The sequence below is a fragment of the Salinarchaeum sp. Harcht-Bsk1 genome, assembly GCF_000403645.1.
Taxonomy (GTDB): Archaea; Halobacteriota; Halobacteria; order Halobacteriales; family Salinarchaeaceae; genus Salinarchaeum.
In genome coordinates this window covers 361,859-385,314 of sequence record NC_021313.1, presented here as the reverse complement: position 1 = coordinate 385,314, position 23,456 = coordinate 361,859, and the positions used below count along the sequence as shown (strand labels likewise).

Sequence of the window (23,456 nt, the reverse complement as noted above, 5' to 3'; positions counted from 1 at the left end):
GCTTACTGCGGGCTGGGGGAGCCGGACCCGCTACCGACCTGCTTGTCCAGCGCGCTCCCAGTGATCGACTTGAGGCGTTCGACGAGGCCGTCCTTCTCGGTCTCGCCGATGAGCGCCACGTCGAGCACCTCGCTGATGTGCGAGACGGGGATGATCTCGATCATCTCCTTGTACTCGTCCTCGATCATCACGTCCTGCTCGTTCGCGGCAGGGATGATGACGCGGTCCATGCCGGCCTTCGCGGCGGCCTCGATCTTGTGGGTGACGCCGCCGACGGGCAGCACGTCACCGCGGACCGACAGCGAGCCGGTCATCGCGAGGGACTGGTCGATCGGCATGTCCTCCAGCGCGGAGATCACTGCCGTCGCGACCGTGATCGACGCGGAGTCGCCGTCGACGCCCTGGCGACCTGCCTGGACGAACTGGATGTGCACGTCCTTCTCGGAGAGGTCCTCGTCGGAGAACTTCTTGATGATCGCGGAGACGTTCTGCACCGCCTCCTGGGCCATCTCCTTGAGCTGGCCCGTGGCGATCGTCTCGCCGGCACCGTGTGCGGGCGTGACCTCCGCCATGACGGGGAGGACGATCCCGGAGTCCCCGCCCATGACGGCGAGGCCGTTGACGCGCCCGACGACCTCGCCTTCGGAGACGCGAAGCTCGTAGTCCTTGCGGCGCTCGATGATCTCGTCTGCGAGCTGCTGCTCGATCGAGCGCGAGCGCTTCTTGGCCCGGAGTACGTGCTCGCGGGTGACGACATCGGCGTCTTCCGCGCGTGCGATGTCACCTGCGACCCGCACCAGTCCACCGAGGTTCCGCAGCTTGAGCGTCAGGTGGTCCTTGCGACCAGCCCGGCGCTTGGCCTCGAGGACGACCTCCTCCGCGGCTTCGCGAGTGTAGTGGGGCAGACGGCCGTCCTTCTCGACCTCCTGGGCGATGAAGCGGCCGTACTTCCGGCGCATCTCCGGGGTGTCCTCGATGGTGTCCTCGAAGTACACTTCGTACCCGTAGCCCTTGATTCGCGATCGGAGGGCAGGGTGCATATTCTCCATCGCGTCCATGTTCCCCGCGGCGACCATAACGAAGTCCGTCGGCACGGGCTCCGTCTGGACCATAGCCCCCGAGGAGCGCTCGGACTGGCCCGTGATCGCGAACTCGCCCTCCTGGATGGCCGTCATCAGCTTCTGCTGGGTCCGGATGTCCAGGGTGTTGATCTCGTCGACGAACAGGACGCCCTTGTTCGCCTTGTGGATCGCCCCTGGCTCGACGCGGTCGTGGCTGGGCGTCTCCATCCCGCCGGACTGGAACGGGTCGTGGCGGACGTCGCCCAGCAGCGCACCGGCGTGTGCGCCGGTCGCGTCCTCGAAAGGCGCGACCGTCTGGTCCGCGTTGTTGACGATCATGTTGGGGATGTTCGCGTCGGATCCCCGCTGCATGTAGCGGAAAACGAAGTAGACCGCGATCGCAGCGATCAGGCCGAGGAGGATGTTCGTCGGCGTCAGGATGGTGTACCCGAGGATGATCGCGACGATGATCAACATCAGGAACATCCGCATCTGATTCCGCTTGTTCGCCTCCTCTTTGTGGGCGTCGATGATCTGGTCGCCCTTGCCCGCCGGGACCGTCCGGACCTTCGGCTCGTTGCCGTCGTCGGGGTTGTGGTAGACCAGGACGTCCTGGAGCTCCTCCTTGGGGAGCAGCTGGCTCATCGCCTTTGCCAGCATGGACTTCCCGGTGCCGGGCGGCCCGATCATCATCACGTGGCGGCGCTGCTTGGCCGCCTTGATGACGATGTCGCGTGCGTCGTCCTGTCCGATCACCTGGTCGACCAGGCGGTCGGGGATCGGGATCTCGTCGGTGGATTCGATGTCGAGGCCGCCGAGCAGATCGTCGTCGTCGGGATCGAACTCGTCGGCGATGAGGTCCTGCTCGACGTCCTTGCCGAGAGCCTCGCCGCCGGCTTCGGACATCTTCTCGGGGCCTTCCTCTTGCGGGAAGGCGACGCCCTCTTCGAGATCTGTATCGTCGGCGTCGCCGAAGCGCTCTTCCCACGTCGGGAGGTCCGAATCCTCCTGCCCGTGGTTCGTCTCGTCTGTCGCTCCGCCGTCGCCGTGTTGCGCTGGCTGGTCGGTGCCAGGGGCATCGGCGCCGTCGCTGGTGGGGGCCCCGCTGCCCTCGCCGCGCTCGGCCTCGCTCCCGTCACCGCTGGGACCGTCGGCCTCCTCGGCGCGATGCTCGTCACCACCTCCGTCCGGTTCGTCGGCGACTGGGGCCGCTCCCCCGTCGTCTGCCCCGGGATCGGAGGGCTCGTCCTCGGGTTCCGTATCCTTGCTCATAGACCGTTGTCGCTAGATCGGAGGAAGGTAGCGCGACTGATATACTTTCTCCCCCAGTGCGCTATTTGCGACCGAGTGATTACGGGCGGGAGAGGCGGTCTGGCGGCCGATTCGGCCGACGACACCCTCTCGCCACCCTTATAAATGCAGCGTGCACACACGGTACACATGCCACGCGGATTCTACGTGGGTCGGTTCCAGCCCCTGCACGAGGGCCACGAGGCCCTCCTCCGCGAGATCGCCAGGGAGCGGGACGAACTCGTCGTCGGGATCGGGAGCGCCGACAAGTCACACAGCGTCGATAACCCCTTCACTGCGGGCGAACGCCACGTCATGCTCACGCGCACGCTGGAGACGATCGACGTCGATGCGTACGTCGTTCCCCTCGTCGACGTCGATCGGAACGCACTCTGGACCAGCCACGTGCGTAGCCTCTGCCCGCCATTCGACGACGTCTACTCGAACAACCCGCTGGTCACACGGCTGTTCGAGGAGTCGGGGACCGACGTACACGACCTTCCGATGTTCAATCGGCAGGAGTACGAGGGTACCGGCATCCGCGAGCGGATGCTCTCCGGCGACCCCTGGGAGGACCTGGTGCCGGACCAGGTCGTCGACGTGATCGAGGAGGCCGACGGGGTCGGCCGCCTGCGCGACGTCGCAGCGGACGACGTGGCCGAGGACTGACCGCGACCCGCTTTCCCACGGTCACTTCCAAGTATGCTCACGCTCGCTTCGGACTTCGGCTCGCCCTACCCCGCCGCGATGCGCGCCGCGGTTCGCCAGTACAGCGACTGCGAGATTCTCGACGTCGCACACGACTTCCCCCGCCAGGACGTCCGAACGGCAGCGTTCTGGCTCCGCGAGGTTTTGCCGTACGCTCCTGCCCCGGCCGTTCACTGTGCGGTCGTCGATCCAGGCGTCGGCTCCGATCGTGCAGCGGTCGCACTCCGCGTCGGCGAGCACGCGCTGATCGCACCCGATAACGGACTGGTGGTGCCGGCCGCACGACGGCTGCGCGAACGAATGCCCGCCGCAGGAAGCGGCCTCCGCGGCGTCGACCCATCCCCGGACGGCGACGAGATATCAGCTGTTGCCGAACCAGCAGCCATCGAAGCCTTCGAGATCGCCGTCGACGACCCGGCGAGTTCCACGTTCCACGGCCGGGACGTGTTCGCACCTGCAGCGGCCCTGATTCACGAGCGCGGCGTGGCCTCGATGGAGACGTGCTCCTTCCTCGACCCTGTCGACGAATTCGTCGATCTGCAGTTCCCGGTGCCGATCGAGCGTGGCGACGGCGCCGACGGCGAGGTACTCGTCGTCGACGGGTTCGGCAACGCGATCACGAACGTACCGGGCGACCTGCTCGACGGTCGGGATCGAATTCGCGTCGATGGCACGGCCTGGCCGGTCGCCGATCACTACGCCGCGGTCGACGTCGGAGACGGCCTCGTTACGGTCGGCAGCCACGGCAACGTCGAACTCGCCGTGAATCGCGGCCGCGGCGCCGACCGCTTCGAGGTCGGCGTCGGCGACGACGTTGCGATCCGCTTCTCGTGACTCGGTCGGTGCCGATCTGGACTGTGGCCGACCAGCCTGCTCGTCGACGCATTCCGTCAGTCGCACCCCAGCCGCGAGAGTGAACGCGACCGGAACGAGCAGGGCGCCAGCGACCGCGGCGAACGTGCTGTGCGCTATCGACTCGTCGCCCCCGGACGTCGGCCCCCGAGGGGAAGAACGGAACCGGACCAGTACGAACCGTGCTACCCGTATGAGGGTGTCGAAAACGAAGTGCTCGCAGGTCGCTACGACGTCGATTAGCTCGCGGAGATGACGTCGTCGATGCGGACGATCATCGTCGCGGCCTCGGTCGCGCTCTCGACGGCCTCCTGCTTGACGGCGGCGGGGTCGAGGACGCCGTGCTCGACGGGGTCACCGACCTCCGCTTCGCGGTCCTCGGCGATCAGGCCGGCGCGGCCCTCCGAGTCGTGGAGGGCGCGGAGGTCCACGAGCGTGTCGATCGGGTCGGCGCCAGCGTTCTCGGCGAGCGTACGGGGGATGGCGTCGATGGCGTCGGCGAAGGCGTCGACGGCGAGCTGCTTGCGCCCCTCGACGCTCGCGGACTCCTCGCGAACGCGGTCCGCGATGGCGATCTCTGCGGCACCGGCACCGGGAACGACCTCGCCGGACTCGGCGGCCGCGGTGACGACGTCCAGCGCGTCCTCGATGGCGCGCTCGACCTCGTCGACGACGTGCTCGGTGCCGCCGCGGCAGAAGATGGTGACGGCCTTCGCGGCTGCGCCGCCCTCGACGAACGCGAGCTCGTCGTCCTCGTAGGTCTCGGCACGGACGGTCTCGACGTGGCCGAGGTCGGGCTCCTCGAGGTCGTCGAGGTCACCGACGCGGGAGGCGCCGGTGGCGTTGGCGACTGCGGTCGCGTCGGAGCCGCTGAGGCTCTCGAAGGCGAGGATGCCCGCGCGGCCGAGCTGTGCGGCGACGCGGTCGTCGATATCTTCCGTCGTGAACACGACGTCGACGCCGGCGTCGGAGAGCGCCTCGACGTGCTTGCGGAGTTCGCCTTCCTCGGCTTCCATGGCCTTCGTGAGCTGGTCGACGCTCTCGACGGTGTACTCCGCGTCGACGTCGCCGGTCCGGACGCCAAGTTCGACGTCCAGGACGGCGACGCTCGCGTCCTCGACCGTCTTGGGCATCTGCCCGTGGGCAGCCTCCTCGTCGAGGACGATGCCCTCGACGAGTTCGGTGGCGGCAGAGGAGGCCCCGGCCTGCGTGTGGACCGTGATGTTCTCGCGGGAGACGTCGTCGCCGTCGCGTACCTGCGTGACGGCGTCGACGACCACTTTCGCGAGAGATTCGGCGGTGACGCCGCCGGTGCCCTTGCCGGTCATCGAGGACTCGGCGACCGTCCGGAGCACGTCCTCGTCGATCGCGGCGTCGATCGCCACGTCGTCGATGGCCTCGGCCGCGATTTCGGCGGCCGCGTGGTATCCTTCGACGATCGTCGTCGGGTGGACGTCGTCGTCGAAGAGGTCCTCGGCCTGCGCGAGCAGACGTCCCGTCAGGATCGCGGACGTCGTCGTGCCGTCGCCGACCTCCTCCTGCTGGGTCTGGGCGACCTCGACGATCATGTCCGCGGCGGGATGCTCGATGTCCATCTCTTCGAGGATGGTGGCGCCGTCGTTCGTGATGACGACGTCGCCGTCGCTGACGAGCATCTTGTCCATGCCGCGCGGGCCGAGTGTCGTCCGGACGGCCTCTGCGATGGCCTTCCCGGCGGAGATGTTTGCCTGCCTGGCGTCCCGACCGCTCGTTCGCGAACTGTCCTCGTTGAGGATGAACAGGGGCTGTCCGCCCATGCGTCGCTGCTGTGATTCGGCCATTGTGAGTCGGTAGAATGTACTTAGCAATTCTATATAAATCTTTCTCGTTCGGTGGCACGACGCCCGACTGTGACGCGATCGCAGGATTCGGACGCGGCGGGTACAAGAGGGGAACTCGGCAGCGCTTCGCGGGCGTGCGGGGGAGCGAACGGCTGATTCGGCGCTGAAACTCGTGGCGGATTCTCCGACGGAACTCGTTGCAGATCCGGTGGCGAAACTCGTGGCAGATTCGCTCCTTGCTCCAGCGCGCGCTGAAGCCTCCGGAACTGTTGTATGGGGCCACGACGAATCACCTGGCAATGCTGCTGGTCCTCTGCGTGGACCTCGACGACGACATCGGCCGGAAGACCGGGATCGAGACCCCTGTCGTCGGTCGGGAGTGCGTCGAAGAGGCAGCGGTTGCGCTCGCGACCGCCGATCCGGAGGACTCCGACGTGAACGTCCTCTTCAAAGGGGTCAACGTCGACACGGAGGTGACCGACGAGTCCGTCGTCGTCGCAGCCGTCGCTGGCGAGAACGGCGACGACGTTCGCGCAAATCGCCGCGTCGGTGAGGAGGTCGACGAGATTCTCGCCGGCCTCGAGACGGGCGAGGAGGTTCGCGCGCTCGTCGTCACCGACGGCGCCCAGGACGAGAGCGTGATGCCGGTGATCCGGTCGCGCGTGCAGGTCGACGGCGTCCGCCGGGTCGTCGTTCGCCAGGCCCAGGACCTCGAGTCGATGTACTACACGATCAAACAGGTGCTCGACGACCCGGAGACGCGTGGCACCCTGCTCGTTCCCCTCGGAATCCTCCTGATGATCTACCCGCTCGCGGTCGTCGCGAGCTACTTCGACATGCCCGGCGTCGTGCTCGGACTCACGAGCGGGCTCATCGGGCTCTACCTCCTCGGCCGCGGGCTCGGTCTCGGCTCGACGCTCGATCGCACGGTGGATCGGCTCCGGACCGGCCTCTACGACGGGCGCGTGACGATCGTGACGACGATGGTGGCCCTGGTGATCATGTTGGTCGGTGGCATCAATGGGCTCGAACAACTCGACGCGACCCGCGCCGACAGTGACACCGCGCTCGGTGCGATCGAGATCGGCGCTGCGATCGCCTACGGCGCGATCACGTGGTTCGCAGCCGCCGGATTGACCACCAGCTTCGGCCAGATCACCGACGAATACCTCGCCGGGACGATGGAGTGGCGCTATCTCAACGCGCCCTTCTACGTGGGCTCGATCGCGATCGTGCTCTACGCTGCAAGTGGCTACGTGATCGACCAGGTGAGCCTCTCCTTCCTCGCCGTGGCGCTCGCGGGCGGCTTCTTCCTCGGCGTCGCGAGCACGCTGACGTTCGCCATCGCCGAGTCGCGGTTCCCACGCGACGCAGATCCAGCGTCGTAGCCACCATTCTCGGGACGACGACGGCACCGGATCCTCGTCGCAATCGTTGCTATTTCCTAGCCAGTGCAGTGCAAAAGCAGTCGGCGGTGAGTGACGCGGGGCTACCGCTCCCGGACGACCACGAACTCCGCGAGATCCCGGAGGTAGCCCTCGGCGGTGTCGTTCTCCAGTTCGACCCGGTCGAGTGCCGCGAGCGCGAGGTCTGCCTCCTCGCGAGCCCGGTCGTTGGCCGCCTCCGGATCGAGGTCGGTGACGTGGACGATCGACGGGCGGTCCATCGCCGCGTCCTGGCCCGTCGGCTTGCCGAGGTCGTCCGCGGCTGCCGTCGCGTCGAGCACGTCGTCGCGAATCTGGAAGGCGACGCCGACCCGCTCGGCGTACTCGCCGAAGGCGTCGATCGCCTCCTGGTCGGCGTCGGCGGCGATCGCTCCGAGCTCCGCGGCGGCCCGAAAGAGGGCGCCGGTCTTTCGGCGAGCGAGTTCGAGGTATTCCGCCTCGCCGTCGGGGATTGCTTGCAGCTCCGTTGCCTCGCCCTCGCCGAGTTCGACCATCGCGGCCGTCACGACTTCCGTCGCCTGCCCGTCGTTGGCGAACTGTGCGAACGCCTCGCCGAGCAACCCGTCGCTCGCAACGATCGCCGGACCGTGTCCGAACGCGAACCACGCGCTGTCGGTCCCGCGGCGCACCTCGGAGCGATCGATGATGTCGTCGATGACGAGCGAGGCGTTGTGGACGAGTTCGACGCCGACGCCGAACTCGACGGCGTCCTCGGGCTCCCCACCAGCGGCTTCACAGGCCAGAATCGTGACCATCGGCCGGACGCGCTTGCCACCGGCGAGCGCGACGTGCTCCATCTCGGCGGAGAGTTCGGCTGGGTCGACCGCCGAGACGACCTCGGTAAGTCGGTCCTCCACGAGTGACCGGCGACGCTGGAGGAACTCCATCTACAGTCGCTTGGGGCAATTCAGGCAAGAGAGTGTCGAAAGGAGATCGGCGCTCGACCGAGGGACCTGCTATCCTTCAGGACCCGCTCGGAGGCTGCGGACCGAAGCGGAGTCGTCAGGGCGCCTCGCCGCCGAACTCCTCGATCAGCGCTGGCACGACGTCGAAGAGGTCGCCGACGATGCCGTAGTCAGCGATGTCGAAGATGGGGGCGTCGGGGTCGGTGTTGATCGCGACGATCGTGTCCGAGCCCTTCATCCCGGCCACGTGCTGGACGGCGCCGGAGATACCGATCGCGATGTAGACGTCCGGCGTGACGGTCTTCCCGGACTGTCCGACCTGTCGGTTCTTCGGGAGCCACTCGTTGTCGACGACGGGCCGGGAGGCCGACAGCGTCGCGCCGGTGGCCTCCACGAGGGCCTCGATCAACTCGATGTTCTCTTCTTCCTCGATTCCGCGGCCAATCGAGACGATGAAGTCGGCCTCCGAGATGTCGACGTCGCCTGCGCCGACCTCCTGGAAGCCGGTGACGGTCGAGCGGATCCGAGACTCGTCGATCTGAGGATCGAAGGCCTCGATCGCGGCGTCGCCGACGCCCTCGGCTGGCGGCCACTCGCCGTCGCGGACGGAGACGACCGCTCCGCCCTCGGCTTCGACGTCAACGGCGATCGTGGTCTCGACCTTGGAGCCGTACCGTTCGCGAGTGACCTCGAGCCCGTCGTCGAGGGAGACGTCGATCGTGTCGGTGACGAGCGGGAGGTCGAGGCGCTGGGCGATCGCAGGGACGTAGTCGAGGCCGTTGACCGAGTTCGGCGCGAGGAGGTAGGTCGCGTCGAGGTCGGCCCAGAGCGCGTCGAGGCTCTCGACGGTGAGGTCGTGGTTGAATTCCTCGCCGTTCGCGATCGTGTGGATCGCGTCGACGCCCTCGCGGTTCAGGTCCTCTGCGTACTCCTCGACGGTTCCGCTGATGACGGCGACGTGGAGGTCGCCACCGCTCGCATCTGCGACCTCGCGACCGACGGTGAGCAGTTCGTGGCTGACCGGTCGGAGTTCGCCTCGTCGATGCTCGGCGACTGCGAGGACGTCGCTCATCCCTCGATCACCCCCGAATCCCGCAGGAAGTCAGCGAGCTGCCCGGCGGTCGCCTCGGCGTCGCCCTCCCAGAGTTCGGCGTCGCTGCTGGACTCGGGCTCGTACATCGCGGTGGTCACCAGGGAGCCAGCGATGGCGTCGGCCGGGACGCCCAGCTCCGCCAGGTCCAGGACGTCCAGCGGTTTGGACTGCGCCTGACGGATCCCCCGAAGGCTCGCGTACCGGGGCTCGTTGATCCCGGTCTGGATGGTCAGTACTGCGGGAAGTTCGACGTCGGTGAGCTCCTCGATGCCGCCCTCGAGCTCCCGGTGGACGGAGGCCGTACCTGCGTCTGCGTCGATTTCGAGGTCGTTGACGACCGCTGCCCACGCGGTGTCGATGGCCTCTGCGAGCGCGACGCCCGTCGAGCCGAAGGTGGCGTCTGCGGACTGGACGCCCGTGAGGACGAGGTCCGGCTCCTCGCGCTCGACGACTGCGGAGAGGAGCTCCACGCGGGTGCGCGTGTCGAGGAGTCCGTCCCCGTCGTCGTTCGCGATGGCGTCGTCCCAGATGCGGACCGCCCGATCTGCGCCCTTCGCGAGCGCCATCCGGATCGTCTCCTCGCTGCGCTCCGGGCCGATGGTCGCCGTCACGACCTCGACGTCGTCGAGCGTTTCGGAGAGCTGGACGGCGGACTCGAGCGCGTACTCGTCCCACTCGTTCAGGTCGTACTCCAGGGCCGATTCGGCGACGTCGCCGTCGTCGATGACGACTTCGTCGCCGAGCTGGCCGACCTCCTTTACCGTGACCAGAATCTGCATACTGGATGGTGGACCGGTTACAAGATAAATCCTTGCGGAACTACTAGCAACGCTCCGAGAGTTCTCGCTTCGCAGAGAAATCGAGGAATATCGAGGGGTTGCGCCCGTTACAATCGCCCGGTTGGTTTGAGTAAACTCGCGTTCTGTTGCTTACTCGTCGTCAGTCACGTCCACGTCCGGCAGCGTGATCAGGTTCTCGCGACCGATCCGGAGTTTGTCGACGCGGTCCTCCTCGTCGAGTCGCGAGAGCAACTGGGAGACTTTCGCGTTCGACCATCCCGTCTCCGTGACGATGTTCGCCTGTTTCATGCGTCCCCCGTTCGCTTCGAGCAGGTGTTCGACGCGCTCCCCGTCGCTGAGGAGTTCGGGGTCGACCGTCTCCTCGCCATTCGCAGTGTCCGCCGACGGGGCTTCGTCGGCCGCGGATGCAGCGGCCACGTCGGCAGGAACTGCGGTGCCCTCGGAGGCTGCCGAGCCGCCGGTGCTCGTGCCCCCCTCGGCGTCGGGGACGTCGTCTCGCTCGTCGTCCGACGTCGAACTGCTGGCAGCGACGAGCGTCCCGATCCGGTCGCCGATCGACGTCTCGTCGGACTGTCGATCGGCGATACGCCAGCCGACGACGGCGAGGAGTCCTGCAAGAACGATGCCGAGGACGGCCAGCAGCGCCGTCATCGGGAACGCCGATCCGCCCTGGGACTCCTCGAAGGTGGCCTCGAGATCACCGGGCCCAAAGGTCGCCGGTCCCCTCCAGATGAGGGAGTCGTCGACGATCTCAGGTCCGGAGGGGCTCTCCGCGACGGTGTATCCGTCGGGCGCTTCGATCACGAGGCGATCGCCGTCGCCCAACCCGTCGAGCCAGAGGCCCTCACCAGTCCGAAACGCGTCTCCCACGGTGACGTTGTCGCTGTTGACCTGTGCGAAGTTCGTCCAGGTGAACCGGTACTCGAGTCGACCGACGTCACCGTCGACCGTGGTCGCGGGCCCAGCGTCGGTGAGGGTCATCTCACGTCCGGTTTCGGCGGCGACGTCGTCGACGATCGACTCGAAGGTCCCGTACCCGAGTCGACCGTACTGACCGCTTTGAAAGTCCTGAGCGAGGCGCTCGAAGGCCGCACGTTCACTCTCAGTACCCGCAGGGAACGTCTTCGAGAGCACGAACCGCGCGTCACCGTCGTTCTGGATGGTGATCGTGATCGTCTCCGGACTCGAACCGTTGAACTGTTGTGCCGGTTGGGTGTCAACGAGGTCGGCCGTGGCGTCGCTCGCGCCGGGGGCCTGCGTGGAGGGCGTCCCCGAGACGGCCGCTGCCCCGGTGAGGGCCGCGACCAGGAGGAAGCAGGTCAGGGCGGCAGCGGTCGTCCGCATACCACGGCTTCCACGATGCGGGGAGAAAATGTTTTCTATGCCAGATAAAACGTCTCAGGGCATTTGAAACGGTTTCGACGCTTCTCGTGGCCGCTCTCTGGCGTGAACAGTCTGTGCGGGTTCGGTCGAGCCTCGCTTCGACTCGCCGTCGGTTAGCTTATAGTGGGAGTCTACATACGTGCCGACCATGCTGCCCTCCACTCGGCTCTCCCTACCCCTCGCACTTTGCCTCGCAGCGCTACTGATCGTGACGGGCGCTGGGGCGGTTGGACTCCAGTCTGCGGGCCAGAACGATACGGCCCAGGACGTCCAGCCACAGCCGGCGCCTGGCGATCTCGCGCTTCCCGAACGCGTCGTTCTCCCGGGGGATCTGCGATCAGGAACGACGGTGGTCGATACGAACGTTCGCGCCTCGGTCGATCGATCGGGAAGTCGTCTCGACGGCGCTTACGATCGGTACCTCCTCGACGCGCAGCTAGCGCAGGCCGACAACGATACCCGACGTCAGCAGCTTCTCGCGGAGACGGTCAGCGGGATGAACCGATCCATCGAGCGCCTCCACGCACGCGAAAAAGAAGTACGGAGAGCGTATCTCAGAGGTGGAATGAGCACACAGACGTTCCTCGCTGAACTTCGGGCGATCGACGAGGAGGCGCGACAACTCGAACGGTTGGCAGACGACATCGACCCGATCGATCCACAGAGCGACGGCCACGCAGACGTATACTCGGCGTCAGATGCGTCGATCGAACTCGGTACGCTTCGGGGCGACATCATCGCACTCCGGGGGCCCGTGCGACAGCAGGTCGGCGACGCGATGACGGGTTCGAGTTCCCCACAGCGGCTCTACGCGTTCGCGTCGGCCAACGGAACCGTTCTGTCGACGATCGACGGTGACACGTACCACCGCGAAGCATATCGGAGCGACCTGCTCGTGGGCGGTTCCGAGCGCGGCATCTCACCGACGGAGGTCGCCGATCTCACGGTCGAGGAGCTGTACCCGGTGTACCGGTCCAACTACGACTTCGGGTCGGTTGGCCAGGGCGTCTCCGGTCAGTTCTATCTCGTCCTCGGCGAGGGTGCGCTGAATTACGAACACGGCGCACTCCGTAGCTACGTCGACGCCGTCTCGGAGAACGTCTTCTGGGAGTACCAGCGGATGGCACTCGACGAGACGCTTCCGGTGGGCGCCGCCAGCACGAACGAAACCGGGAATCTGACCGTCTCGGTCCGGCCGACGTACGACACCGGCCCCGCACGCGTGACCGTCACCGAAGGTGGAGAACCAGCGTCGAACGTAACGCTCGCCGTCGAGGGCACCGTCGTGGGCGAGACGAACGCCGACGGCACGGCGTGGGTCGTCCTCCCGCGAAACGGCTCGGACGTATCGGTTTCGACGGGGGACGCATCGGCGAGCGTGTCCGTGACCTGGGCGTAACGACGTTGTCAGGAACGCGACGTTCGTCCTTGGACCCGAATCCCGCCGTTCCCTGGTGCTATAACGACGGAATCTGATGCAGTAGCGGGAGAAGCGAATGGACGGGCAACGGATTGTCGGGGGTTACTCGGGCACCTGCGCCATCGAGATGACTGCGACGTCCGGCTTGTGTGAGGGGCCGTCCGTCCAGTGCTCGACCGACTCGTAGCCAGCGGCCTCGAACATCCGATCGGCCTCCGCCGCGCCGTAGAAGAGCATGATCGCGTCCGCAAGTGCCTTGCCGATGCGAGATTTCGGCTCGTTGGGACCGACGACGAGGACCGTGCCACCGGGTTTGCAGACGCGCCGCATCTCCCGGAGCGTCCGGACTGGTTCGGGCCAGTACTCGATCGAGCCTGACGACCACACGGCGTCGAAGCTGTCGGTCTCGTAGGGAAGCCGCTCGGCGTCGCCGAGGTGGAACTCCACGCGGTCGTCGTCTCCGAGCTTGGCGAGCGCCCGTTCGAGCTGGTGGGGACTCTGGTCGAGCCCGTAGACGTCGTCGGTCCGTTCGACCAGTGCCTGCGTCGCGAATCCGGTGCCACAGCCGACGTCGAGCACCCGGTCATCGTCGTCGACGTCAAAGCGGTCGATGGCGTCGTCGCGCATCGTCTCGGTCCAGACGTAGGGATTGATTCGATCGTAGATCCGCGAGAGGTACTTGTAGAACAGGCGCGCGCGGGCCTTGTCCTCTAAGAATCCCATTTGACGGAGGTTCGTACGTCGCTGGCATAACGCTGGCTATGCACGTTCGTCCATCGGGCGGTTTCGCAACCGGTTTAAGCAGGTCCTGACAACTCTCCGCTGCGTATCGCATATGCCGAGGCCAGAAGTTCTCGAACGTGTCAAGGAGGCCGAGCGGGAGGCCGACGATATCGTCGCGGAGGCCGAGGCTGATCGCGAGGAGCGCCTCGCGGAAGCCCGCGAGCGTGCCGAGGAAATCCGTGAAGAAGCGGAGACGGAGGCGCGCGATCTGCGCGAACGACGACTCGAGGCTGCCCGCGAGGAGATCGAACAGGAACGCGAACAAATTCTCGAGGACGGCCGCGCCAACCGGGAGGAGCTCGTTGCCGACGCCGAAGAGCACCTCGACGACGTGGTCGATGACGTCCTCGAACTCGTAGAGACGGCGGTGCATGCTCAGACCTGAGCGAATGAGCAAGGTCTCGGTGACCGGCTCCAAGTCCATCTTGGACGAGGTCATCGACGCCCTGCACGAGCTGAACCGGGTTCACCTCACGGACTACGACGGGTCCTGGGAGGCCTTCGACAACGGCGACCCAAGCGAGGGAGCCGACGAGGCCTCCGAGCGGCTCGTCACCGTCCGCGGACTCGAGAGTACGCTCGACCTGGACGACGAGGAGCTGCCACCCGAGCGCGGATTCGACCCGTCGACGCTCGGCGAGCGCCTCGCAGAGGTCAGGTCGTCCGTCAACGATCTGGACGACCGCCGCCAGGAGCTCCGTCAGGAGCTTCGGACCGTCGAGGAGCGAATCGGCTCGATGGCGCCCTTTGCCCGACTCGGAATCGACCTCGACCTGCTCACCGGGTACGACGCAATCGAAGTCGTGGTCGGTGAGGGGGACGAGGATTCGATCCGGTCGGCGTACGAGGCGTCCGACGACGTCCGCGCCGTCGAACTGTTCGGCGGGGACGGGGTCGTCGCAGCAGCAGTCGCCCCTGCAGAGGGGGTCGACATGGAGGACGCCGCCGCGGATCCACTCGTCGGCGTCGACTTCACCCGCATCGAGGTACCCGACTCGGAGGGCTCCCCCGAGGACGCCGTGGAGAATCTCCGTACGGAGAAGCGTCGACTCGAAGCGGAAATCGAGAGCCTCAACGCCGAACTCCGGGAGCAGAAACTCGAGGTTGGCGGCTTCCTCCTCGCTGCAGAGGAGTACCTGACGATCCAGGTCCAGAAGGGCGAGGCACCGCTACGCTTCGCAACGACGGAGAACAGCTTCGTAGCCGAGGGGTGGATCCCTACGGCCGAACTCGAGACGGTCGAGGCATCCATCCGCGACGCGGTCGGTGACCACGTCGAGTTCGAAGAACTGGAGCGTGCGGCGTACGACCGCCACGGTGAGGTCGCTCACCACGACGACGTCGCCGAGGAGTCCGGCGGCGACGGTGTGGCAACCGCCGGCGCGTCCGCCGGTGCGGAAACGACGGCAGACGCGGCCGAGGAATCCGACGAGCAAGTCGCGGCGGACGGCGGTGTCGTCACCGTTCGGGACGACCCGCCGACCGTCCAGCGCAACCCCGAACCGACGACGCCGTTCGAGGTGCTCGTCCAGGCCGTCGGTCGCCCGAACTACGGCGAACTCGACCCCACGATCGTGCTCTTCCTGACGTTCCCCGTCTTCTTCGGCTTCATGATCGGGGACGTCGGCTACGGCGTGATTTACGCCCTGATAGGGCTGTTCGCCATGCGCCGGTTCGACAGCGACGCCATCCAGCAGTTCGGCGTGGTCGTCGTCTGGGCCGGCATTCTCACGATCGCCTTCGGCGTGTTCTACGGCGAGATATTCGGGCTTCACCAGCTCGGCGAGTGGATCTGGGGCGGCCACCCGCCGCTCCGGAAGGGACTGAGCTACGGCGAGTGGGCAACGGGCTGGCTCGTCGTCGCGGTCCTCGCCGGCTGGGTCCACCTCACGATCGGGTGGGCGCTCGACTTCGTCGACAACTACACGCTCCACGGCCTGACGGACGCCGTCCTCGAATCGGGTTCGTGGATCGCGATGCTGACGGGCATCTGGCTGTGGGTGTTCAGCACTCACCTGGAGGGCACCAAGCCGGAGCTCCTCTTCGCCACCTTCGACGGCGAGCCGTTCGCGTTCGGGTTCGCAGGATTCTCGCCCACGGTGGGCTTCCTCGGACTCGGGCTGCTCGCACTCGGGATCGCCCTGCTGATCGTGGGTCCCGTCTACGAGCTGCCGGAGGTCGCACAGCCGTTCGCGCACACGCTATCCTACACCCGGCTAACTGCAGTACTGCTCTCGAAGGCCGGGATGGCACTGGTCGTGAACATGCTGTACTTTGGCGCGTATCAGGACGAGAAAGGTGCCTACCACTACCTCATCGATCACGGCCCCCACTACGTCGAGACGCACGAGGGCGCGGAGATGGTGTTCTCCGGGCTCTACCACACCGGCCTCGCCGGCCAGATCGGCGGGCTGCTCGTGCTGCTAATCGGCCATCTCGTCGTACTCGCGATCGGCGTGAGCGCCATGATTCAGGCGGTTCGCCTGGAGTACGTCGAGTTCTTTGGGAAGTTTTATGAGGGCAGTGGGAAGAGATTCGACCCGTTCGGTTACGATCGAGACAACACCACAGAGGATTAACTAAACTCAACAATGTTCGACATTGCAGCAGACACGGCGAGTATCGTACTGCAGCAGGAAGGCATCCAGAAGCTCATGCTGAACAACTCCGGTGCAGCGGCCATTGCCGTCGGCCTGGCCGCGATCGGTACCGGGTACGCCCAGCGTGGGATCGGGTCGGCCGCCGTCGGTGCCGTCGCCGAGGACGACGACAACCTCGTCCCTGGGCTGATCTTCACGGCACTTCCGGAGACGCTGATCATCATCGCGCTGGTCACCATCTTCGTCGTATAGCCGTCCTCTTCCACAAATGAGTCTTGACACGGTCGTCGAAGACATCAAGGGGCAAGCCCACGCGCGCGCCGAGGAGATCGAAGAGGAGGCCGAGGAGCGCGCGGAGGAGCTCCTCGAAGCGGCCCGCGAGGACGCCGATCGGATCCGCGAGGAAGCCGAGGCGTCGGTCGAGCGCGAGATCGAGCAAGAGCGCGAGCAGCGCATCTCCGCAGCCCAGCTCGAGGCCAAGCAGGAGCGTCTCGAAGCCCGACGAGAGCTCCTCGAGCGGGTCCACGACCGCGTCGAGGCCGAGCTGGCGGAGCTCGAGGGCGAACGCCGCGAGGAGCTGACCGCCGCGCTACTCGAATCGGCAGCGAACGAACTCGACGTCGACGACGACGTCGAGGTCTACGCACGCGCTGACGACGAGGCACTCGTCTCCGAACTCTGTACGGAGTACGACGGCTTCGCATACGCGGGCGAGTACGACTGCCTCGGTGGCGTGGTCGTCGAGAGCGACGCTTCGAGAGTTCGCATCAACAACACGTTCGATTCGATCCTCGAGGCCGTCTGGGAGGACAACCTACAGACCGTCAGCGAACGACTGTTCGAACAATGAGTCCAACCAGCACGACTCGCGACTCCACGGGCAGCTCGAACCCCGAGTTCGTCAACGCCCGCGTCCGGTCGCGTCGTGCGGCGCTGTTCGACGACGAGGACTATCGGAAGCTCGTCCGCATGGGCCCTGGCGGCATCGCCCGCTTCATGGAGGAGTCCGAGTACGAGACGGAGATCAACGCACTCGCGTCCCGCCACGACGGGGTGGACCTCATCGAGTACGCACTCAACCGAAACCTCGCGAAGCACTTCGACGACCTCCTTCGGTGGGCGGAGGGCGAACTCCACGAGCTGATCGCGAAGTTCCTGCGGCGCTATGACGCCTGGAACGTAAAAACCGCCATCCGTGGCGTCTACTCGGGCGCGTCGCCCGACGAGATCAGGGTCGACCTGATACAGGCCGGCGCACTCGACGACGCGACCCTCGACCGGATCGTCGAAGCCGACTCGATCGAGGAAATCGTCGAGACGCTCGAGGGAACGATCTTCGGCGAACCACTCGAAGCGGCCTACGACGAGTTCGAGAGCCGTGACGTGCTGGTTCCACTCGAGAATGCCGTCGACCGCGCGTTCTACTCCGACCTGCTGGCCGGCGTCGAGAAGGGCCAGCAGCGCGAGGGGCCGACTGCGCTGTACGAGGAGTTCCTCGTCGCCGAGATCGACTTCCTCAACGCGCGGAACGCACTGCGGGTCGCCCGCAGTGGCGCAAACATCGATCCGGAAGAGTACGCAATCGAGGGCGGCGAGCTGTTCGGCGCTGACGAACTCCGTGCGGTCGGGGGCGACCTCGACCAGCTCGTCGAGTTGCTCCGCGAGAGTGACTACGGCGACCAGCTCTCAACAGCTCTCGACGGGCTGCGAGACGCCGACAGCCTCATCCAGTTCGAACACGCGCTCGACGCGGCGCTGCTCGAATACACTGACCACCTCTCACACGTCTACCCCGTATCGATCACGGCGGTCATGTCCTACGTCCTCGCGAAGACTCGCGAGGTCGAGAACATCCGCGCGATCGCCCGGGGCAAGGAGGTCGGCCTCGACCAGCAACAGATCGAAGACGAGCTGGTGATCCTATGAGCCAGGAGATCGCTGTGATCGGCAGCCCCGAGTTCACGACCGGCTTCCGGCTCGCTGGCATTCGACGGTTCGCGAACGTCCCCGACGACAAGAAGGAGTCCGACCTCGACGACGCCGTCGAGGACACGCTCGCCGACGACGGCGTCGGCATCGTCGTCATGCACCAGGAGGACCTCGAGTACCTCTCGCGGGACGTGCGGGAAGCCGTCGAGACGAGCGTCGAACCGGTCGTCGTCACCATCGGCGGTGATGCGGGCGGCGGCGCGCTGCGCGACCAGATCAAACGAGCCATCGGTATCGACCTGATGGACTAACACACTATGAGCACGACAACTGACACTGACACCGTTCGCGAGGACGGGCAGATCGAGAGCGTCAGCGGACCGGTCGTCACAGCGACCGGACTCGAGGCCCGGATGAACGACGTCGTCTACGTCGGTACCGAGGGCCTCATGGGCGAGGTCATCGAGATCGAGGGCGACGTCACGACGATCCAGGTCTACGAGGAGACCTCCGGCGTCGCCCCAGGCGAGCCCGTCGAGAACACGGGCGCACCCCTGTCGGTCGACCTCGGTCCCGGTCTGCTGGACACCATCTACGACGGCGTCCAGCGCCCGCTCGACGAGCTCGAGCACCTGATGGGCTCTGCGTTTCTCGACCGCGGCGTGGACGCTCCCGGGATCGATCTCGATCGAACCTGGGAGTTCACGCCGGTCGTCGAGGAGGGTGACGCGGTCGAGCCCGGCGACGTCCTCGGAACGGTTCCCGAAACCGAGAGCATCGAACACAAGGTACTGGTCCCGCCCCGATCCGAGGGCGGCGAGGTCGTCTCGGCCAAGTCCGGCTCCTTCGACGTCGAGGAGACCGTCGTCGAACTGGACACGGGCGAGGAGATCTCGATGCGCCAGGAGTGGCCGGTCCGCCGCCAGCGACCGGCCGAGGAGAAGCGCACGCCCCGCGAGCCCCTCGTTTCGGGGCAGCGGATCCAGGACGGCCTCTTCCCACTCGCCAAGGGCGGGACCGCCGCGATTCCCGGGCCCTTCGGCTCCGGGAAGACCGTCACCCAGCAGCAGCTGGCCAAGTGGGCCGACGCGGACATCGTCGTCTACATCGGCTGTGGCGAGCGCGGCAACGAGATGACCGAGGTAATCGAGGACTTCCCGGACCTCCAGGACCCCAAGACAGGGAAGCCCCTGATGGCCCGGACGTGCCTCATCGCGAACACCTCGAACATGCCCGTCGCGGCCCGCGAGTCCTGTATCTACACGGGGATCACGATCGCGGAGTACTACCGTGACATGGGCTACGACGTCGCGCTGATGGCCGACTCCACTTCCCGGTGGGCCGAGGCCATGCGCGAAATCTCTTCCCGACTGGAGGAGATGCCCGGCGAGGAGGGCTACCCGGCCTACCTCGCGGCGCGGCTCGCGGAGTTCTACGAGCGCGCCGGCAAGTTCGAGACGATCGGCGGCCGGGAGGGCTCAATCTCCGCGATCGGCGCGGTGTCGCCGCCCGGCGGTGACTTCTCCGAGCCGGTCACCCAGAACACGCTCCGTATCGTGAAGACGTTCTGGGCGCTGGACGCCGACCTCGCAGAGCGCCGCCACTTCCCGGCGATCAACTGGAACGAGTCCTACTCGCTCTACCGAAATCAGCTCGACGACTGGTTCGTCGAGAACGTCGACGAGAACTGGCCGGACGTGCGCCAGTGGGCGATCGACACGCTCGACGAGGAGGACGAACTTCAGGAGATCGTCCAGCTCGTCGGTCGCGACGCACTGCCGGAAGACCAGCAGCTCACGCTGGAGGTCGCCCGGTACCTGCGCGAGGCGTTCCTGCAGCAGAACGCGCTCCACGACGTGGACACGTTCTGCCCGCCGGAGAAGACGTTCCGCATCCTCGAGGGGATCAAGGCGTTCAACGACGAGGCCTTCGAGGCGCTCGACGCAGGCGTTCCCGTCGACGAGATCACCGAGATCGACGCCGTGAACCGGCTGAACCGCATCGGGACGACCCCCGACGACGAGGCCGACGAGTTCGTCTCGGAGATCGAAGACGACATCGCTGCGGAACTCAGGGAGCTGTACTAACCATGAAGGAATACCAGACGATCACCGAGATCAGCGGACCGCTGGTCTTCGCGGAGGTCGACGAGCCGATCGGCTACGACGAGATCGTCGAGATCGAGACACCGGAAGGCGAGACCAAGCGCGGCCAGGTCCTCGAGAGCAGCACGGACCTCGTGGCGATCCAGGTGTTCGAGGGCACGGAGGGCATCAACCGCAAGGCCTCCGTTCGCTTCCTCGGCGAGACCATGAAGATGCCCGTCACCGAGGACCTCCTCGGACGGGTGCTCGACGGTTCCGGCCGACCGATCGACGGCGGCCCCGACATCGTCCCCGACGAGCGCCGCGACATCGTCGGCGAGGCGATCAACCCGTACTCCCGGGAGTACCCCGAGGAGTTCATCCAGACCGGCGTGTCCGCCATCGACGGCATGAACACGCTGGTTCGCGGCCAGAAGCTGCCGATCTTCTCCAGCTCCGGTCAGCCCCACAACGACCTGGCGCTTCAGGTCGCGCGGCAGGCCAGCGTGCCGGAGGAGGCCGACGGCGAGGGTGACGGCGACTCCGAGTTCGCAGTGATCTTCGGCGCGATGGGGATCACTCAGGAGGAGGCCAACGAGTTCATGCAGGACTTCGAGCGCACGGGGGCACTCGAGCGCTCTGTCGTCTTCATGAACCTCGCGGACGACCCCGCAGTCGAACGGACGGTCACGCCGCGACTCGCGCTCACCACGGCGGAGTACCTGGCCTTCGACAAGGACTACCACGTCCTCGTCATCCTCACGGACATGACGAACTACTGTGAAGCGCTCCGCGAGATCGGTGCCGCCCGCGAGGAGGTCCCGGGTCGCCGGGGCTACCCCGGGTACATGTACACCGACCTCGCCCAGCTGTACGAGCGCGCGGGCCGGATCGATGGGGAGGACGGGTCTGTCACGCAGATTCCGATCCTCACGATGCCGTCCGACGACATCACCCACCCGATCCCGGACCTCACCGGGTACATCACGGAGGGGCAGATCATCGTCGACCCCGACCTGAACTCTCAGGGCATCGAGCCCCCGGTCAACGTCTTGCCCAGCCTCTCACGGCTGATGGACGACGGGATCGGCGAGGGCCTCACCCGTGAGGACCACGGCGACGTGTCCGACCAGCTCTACGCGGCGTACGCGGAGGGCGAGGACCTGCGCGACCTCGTGAACATCGTCGGTCGCGAAGCACTGAGCGAACGGGACAACCGCTTCCTCGACTTCGCGGACCGCTTCGAGGAGGAGTTCGTCCAGCAGGGCTTCACGACTGACCGCGACATCGAGGAGACGCTCACCATCGGCTGGGAGCTGCTCTCGATGTTGCCTCGCGACGAGCTCAACCGGATCGACGAGGAGCTCATCGACGAGTACTACGAGGAGTCCGCAGCCGAGGAAGTCGCCGCGGACTGAGGAGTTCGCCGTCGTCGGTTTTTTTTTTTTCGTTTCGATCGTATGCTGACGGCGATCGTCCTCGAGTCGATTCTCTTCAGCGACACCGATCGATAGCGTGGACGTCGACGCCCGCCAGTCGGTCGCCGAGTCACCGGCGTCGGGTGCGGCCCGCCGTCGACCGGCATCGGGCCGTTCGGCGGCCAGTTCGTCGGAAGGAAAAATCAGCCGATAGAATCGCCAGCCAGCTCCGTGGGGGACGATTGATAATGCCGTTTTTCCTGCGAGCTACTCGAGAGTAAACTATAATACGGTCCCTGTGAATCGTTCGCGTGATGCGAAGCCGAACGGAGGCGCTGCGCGAGTACGTCACCTACACGCTCCTCCTGTGGGTGGTGATCAATTTCGTCGTGTTCCGCTTCCTCGTCGGGAGCGACCTCTTCGTCGAGTCCGCCGCCTCGCTCGCGCTCGCCGGGCCGCTCGGCTACCTCGTCTTCGACTACAGCAACTCGCGGCTCCCTGACTGCGAACCGACGTCGCGGCGCCGATAAGCGATCCGGGCGACGACCGGGTCGTCACTCTTCGAAGTCTGCCGTCGGCGCTCGCTCCTTCCCGGGCAGCTCGATCACGTTCTCGCGCCCGATCCGGAGCTTCTCGACCCGGTTCTCCTCCGCCATCCGGGAGAGCACCCGCGAGGTCTTTGACTTCGACCAGTCGAGCTCCTCGACGATCTGGGACTGCTTGCACCGGCCGCCGTGGGCCTCGAGCACCTCCCGAACGCGATCCTCGTCGGTCAGCGGTCCGGGCTCTGCGGCCGTGGCGTCGCCGCCTTCGGGCTCGTCGCCGGCGGACGCTGCGGCAGTTTCGGACTCGTCCGCCCGCCCGCCGATGCTCCCGCGGCGCCACGCGATCGCGAGTGCGAGGAGTGCGGCCAGGACAACGATCGCGGCGACGAGAATCCACACCAGCGAGAGGCCGTCGTCGCCGGTGGTCGTCACAACCCGGGGCTGGCCGTCTCCGAAGCTGGCCGGACCCTCCCACTGCATGGTTTCGCCGGATCGGCTATCGGGGGACGGCGAGACGGTCTCGACCTCGTGGCCCTCGGGGAGGACGAACTCGAGGACGCTGTTCTCCTCGATGAAGAAGTTGCCACCGAAGACGTCCCCGACGACCAGCCCGTCCCCCTCCGTCGCCGCGAAGCCCTCCCACCGGAAGGTGTACGTGACGACGCCCCACCGCTGGGGCGCCTCCTCGATGCTGGTCGACGCGGAGAACGCCGTCGCACGCATCGGCCGGTCGAGGGAGCCGTTCGCGCTCTCCACGACGCCGGTCATCCGCGCCTCGAACTCCTCGCGGAACCGGCTCCGGTTCGAGCGGAACCGCTCCTGGAAGGACTCGTAGGCCGCGACCTCCTCGGCGCTGGTGAGCCGCGTGCGGACCTCGATCGTCCAGATCGCGGAGCCGTTCTCGTGGAGGACGATCCGCGTCACGGTCGCGTCGGCCTCCGGCTGGTCCTGGAGGGAAACGAAGGAGACGTCGTCCGATTGGGCGGCCAGCGTGGAGGCTGGCGAGTGCTGCGGGAGCGTGGAACCGTCGGCAGCGGTACCGACGGCCGGAAGACCAGCGACGGAACCACTAGCGAGGGAACCGCCAGCGACGGGACCGCCGAGCGCCACGAGCAACAGGAGGACGACCGCGCACGCCGGAACGGTTTGCAGCCTGGGACCCCCGCGTCGCATTAGCGGTAGGAATCGGCGGCTCGTTGATAAAGGGGCCGGTCCCGGCCAGCGCGTCGTGGTCGGGCTGTGTGTCGCGTCGCGGTTGGGCGGTGGGTCGCGGTCGCGTTTCGCGGGCGAGCGCCGAACGGTGAGCGCGAGCGGGACTCC

The 23,456-nt window shown here is 66.5% G+C and carries 21 protein-coding genes; 13 read left to right on the top strand and 8 right to left on the bottom strand.

Translation table 11 applies throughout. The features are described 5' to 3' along the window. Positions 1-2 precede the first annotated feature (2 nt). Positions 3-2,333 (bottom strand): ATP-dependent protease LonB, encoded by a 2,331-nt coding sequence (lonB, locus tag L593_RS01900; RefSeq protein ID WP_020445222.1) that lies wholly within the window; start codon positions 2,331-2,333, stop codon positions 3-5. A gap of 168 nt (positions 2,334-2,501) precedes the next feature. Between lonB and L593_RS01895 the strand changes: the two genes are divergently transcribed. Both L593_RS01895 and L593_RS01890 read left to right on the top strand, forming a co-directional pair. Further along, positions 2,502-3,020 carry a nicotinamide-nucleotide adenylyltransferase gene (locus L593_RS01895; RefSeq protein WP_049893770.1) on the top strand — a complete coding sequence of 173 codons (519 nt, stop codon included), beginning with the start codon at positions 2,502-2,504 and terminating at the stop codon, positions 3,018-3,020. A gap of 33 nt (positions 3,021-3,053) precedes the next feature. Next, positions 3,054-3,893, top strand: coding sequence for an S-adenosyl-l-methionine hydroxide adenosyltransferase family protein (locus L593_RS01890; RefSeq protein ID WP_020445220.1), 840 nt, complete (start codon positions 3,054-3,056; stop codon positions 3,891-3,893). A 257-nt stretch (positions 3,894-4,150) separates the two neighbouring features. Here the strand turns inward: L593_RS01890 and thsA are convergent, their stop codons facing one another. Next, positions 4,151-5,707 (bottom strand): thermosome subunit alpha, encoded by a 1,557-nt coding sequence (gene thsA, locus L593_RS01885; RefSeq protein ID WP_020445219.1) that lies wholly within the window; start codon positions 5,705-5,707, stop codon positions 4,151-4,153. Between the two features lie 323 nt (positions 5,708-6,030). On the opposite strand from thsA, the gene L593_RS01880 reads away from it, so the two are divergent. Beyond that, positions 6,031-7,119: a DUF373 family protein gene (locus tag L593_RS01880; protein ID WP_020445218.1), complete on the top strand. Its 1,089-nt coding sequence runs from the start codon at positions 6,031-6,033 to the stop codon at positions 7,117-7,119. A gap of 101 nt (positions 7,120-7,220) precedes the next feature. Here the strand turns inward: L593_RS01880 and L593_RS01875 are convergent, their stop codons facing one another. From L593_RS01875 to L593_RS01860, 4 genes are all read right to left on the bottom strand, one after another. Then, entirely contained in the window at positions 7,221-8,063 is an 843-nt protein-coding gene (locus L593_RS01875; RefSeq protein ID WP_020445217.1) for a polyprenyl synthetase family protein, read from the bottom strand. Positions 8,064-8,178: 115 nt separating this feature from the next. Beyond that, the gene (locus L593_RS01870; protein ID WP_020445216.1) at positions 8,179-9,153 is read right to left on the bottom strand and encodes an electron transfer flavoprotein subunit alpha/FixB family protein; all 975 of its coding nucleotides are present in this window, start codon (positions 9,151-9,153) and stop codon (positions 8,179-8,181) included. Then, positions 9,150-9,953 carry an electron transfer flavoprotein subunit beta/FixA family protein gene (locus L593_RS01865; protein ID WP_020445215.1) on the bottom strand — a complete coding sequence of 268 codons (804 nt, stop codon included), beginning with the start codon at positions 9,951-9,953 and terminating at the stop codon, positions 9,150-9,152. Before L593_RS01865 ends, L593_RS01870 begins: the two co-directional genes overlap by 4 nt. Positions 9,954-10,103: 150 nt before the next feature. After that, a complete protein-coding gene (locus L593_RS01860; protein ID WP_020445214.1) occupies positions 10,104-11,318 on the bottom strand; it encodes a hypothetical protein in 1,215 nt (404 codons plus the stop codon). A 187-nt stretch (positions 11,319-11,505) separates the two neighbouring features. Here L593_RS01860 and L593_RS01855 point away from each other — a divergent pair, with 187 nt between their 5' ends. Then, positions 11,506-12,756: a hypothetical protein gene (locus tag L593_RS01855; protein ID WP_049893768.1), complete on the top strand. Its 1,251-nt coding sequence runs from the start codon at positions 11,506-11,508 to the stop codon at positions 12,754-12,756. Between the two features lie 123 nt (positions 12,757-12,879). Here L593_RS01855 and L593_RS01850 read toward each other — a convergent pair whose 3' ends face one another. Next, on the bottom strand, positions 12,880-13,500 hold the full coding sequence (locus L593_RS01850) for a methyltransferase domain-containing protein (protein ID WP_020445212.1): 621 nt from the start codon (positions 13,498-13,500) through the stop codon (positions 12,880-12,882). Positions 13,501-13,612: 112 nt separating this feature from the next. Here L593_RS01850 and ahaH point away from each other — a divergent pair, with 112 nt between their 5' ends. The 9 genes from ahaH to L593_RS01805 all read left to right on the top strand — a co-directional run bounded on the left by ahaH (position 13,613) and on the right by L593_RS01805 (position 22,121). Then, on the top strand, positions 13,613-13,945 hold the full coding sequence (gene ahaH, locus L593_RS01845; RefSeq protein WP_020445211.1) for an ATP synthase archaeal subunit H: 333 nt from the start codon (positions 13,613-13,615) through the stop codon (positions 13,943-13,945). 4 nt (positions 13,946-13,949) lie between these two features. Further along, complete coding sequence (locus tag L593_RS01840; protein ID WP_236608593.1) at positions 13,950-16,139, top strand: V-type ATP synthase subunit I; 2,190 nt, start codon at positions 13,950-13,952, stop codon at positions 16,137-16,139. Between the two features lie 12 nt (positions 16,140-16,151). Continuing rightward, positions 16,152-16,412: an A-type ATP synthase subunit K gene (locus L593_RS01835; RefSeq protein WP_020445209.1), complete on the top strand. Its 261-nt coding sequence runs from the start codon at positions 16,152-16,154 to the stop codon at positions 16,410-16,412. A 16-nt stretch (positions 16,413-16,428) separates the two neighbouring features. Then, positions 16,429-17,010, top strand: a complete 582-nt coding sequence (locus tag L593_RS01830) for a V-type ATP synthase subunit E (RefSeq protein WP_020445208.1) — start codon at positions 16,429-16,431, stop codon at positions 17,008-17,010. After that, positions 17,007-18,086, top strand: coding sequence for a V-type ATP synthase subunit C (locus L593_RS01825; protein ID WP_020445207.1), 1,080 nt, complete (start codon positions 17,007-17,009; stop codon positions 18,084-18,086). Before L593_RS01830 ends, L593_RS01825 begins: the two co-directional genes overlap by 4 nt. Next, positions 18,083-18,400 (top strand): V-type ATP synthase subunit F, encoded by a 318-nt coding sequence (locus L593_RS01820; RefSeq protein WP_020445206.1) that lies wholly within the window; start codon positions 18,083-18,085, stop codon positions 18,398-18,400. The genes L593_RS01825 and L593_RS01820 overlap by 4 nt, the downstream gene beginning before the upstream one ends. A 6-nt stretch (positions 18,401-18,406) precedes the next feature. Continuing rightward, the gene (locus tag L593_RS01815; protein ID WP_020445205.1) at positions 18,407-20,176 is read left to right on the top strand and encodes an ATP synthase subunit A; all 1,770 of its coding nucleotides are present in this window, start codon (positions 18,407-18,409) and stop codon (positions 20,174-20,176) included. Between the two features lie 2 nt (positions 20,177-20,178). Continuing rightward, positions 20,179-21,591 (top strand): ATP synthase subunit B, encoded by a 1,413-nt coding sequence (locus L593_RS01810; protein WP_020445204.1) that lies wholly within the window; start codon positions 20,179-20,181, stop codon positions 21,589-21,591. 314 nt (positions 21,592-21,905) lie between these two features. After that, positions 21,906-22,121, top strand: coding sequence for a hypothetical protein (locus tag L593_RS01805; protein ID WP_020445203.1), 216 nt, complete (start codon positions 21,906-21,908; stop codon positions 22,119-22,121). Positions 22,122-22,145: 24 nt separating this feature from the next. On the opposite strand, the gene L593_RS01800 is transcribed toward L593_RS01805, so the two are convergent. Further along, positions 22,146-23,309: a hypothetical protein gene (locus tag L593_RS01800; protein WP_049893765.1), complete on the bottom strand. Its 1,164-nt coding sequence runs from the start codon at positions 23,307-23,309 to the stop codon at positions 22,146-22,148. Positions 23,310-23,456 lie beyond the last annotated feature (147 nt).